The 398-nt window shown below is 65.8% G+C and carries 1 protein-coding gene; it reads right to left on the bottom strand.

Annotation, left to right across the window (positions count from 1 at the left end; all coding sequences use genetic code 11):
* A partial coding sequence (locus tag LPA54_RS41150; protein WP_228985502.1) for an ABC transporter substrate-binding protein occupies window positions 1–398 on the bottom strand: 398 nt, incomplete at both ends.

The raw sequence follows: 398 nt of genomic DNA on the forward strand, positions 1-398 counted from the left end.
GCGATCAGACGCTTGGTCTGGCTGGGCTGGTCGATCGTCGAGGTGAAGTTGTAGCCGTCGACGTACTGGTGGCGCACCGAGTCCGTCTTCGGGTCCCACTGGTCGTTCTTGACCAGCTTCATCGACTTGCCGGCCTTGTACTCGGCGATCTTGTAGGGGCCGAGCGCCGCCGGGGCGTCGTCGTACTTCTCCTTCGTGTCCTGCTTCTGGGGCACGATGGCGTAACCGGCCATGGCCAGGGCCTGCGGGAGGTCCGGGCGCGGCTGGTCGAAGTGGAAGACGACCGTCTTGTCGTCCGGGGTCTCCAGCACGGAGTCCGGCAGGTGCTTGCCCTTGTAGGGGCCGTCCGGCAGCGCCTTGCGGTAGTCGTTGCCCGAGAGCCAGGACTGGACGTAGGT

This window comes from Streptomyces sp. DH12 (assembly GCF_020873895.1).
Lineage (GTDB): Bacteria > Actinomycetota > Actinomycetes > Streptomycetales > Streptomycetaceae > Streptomyces.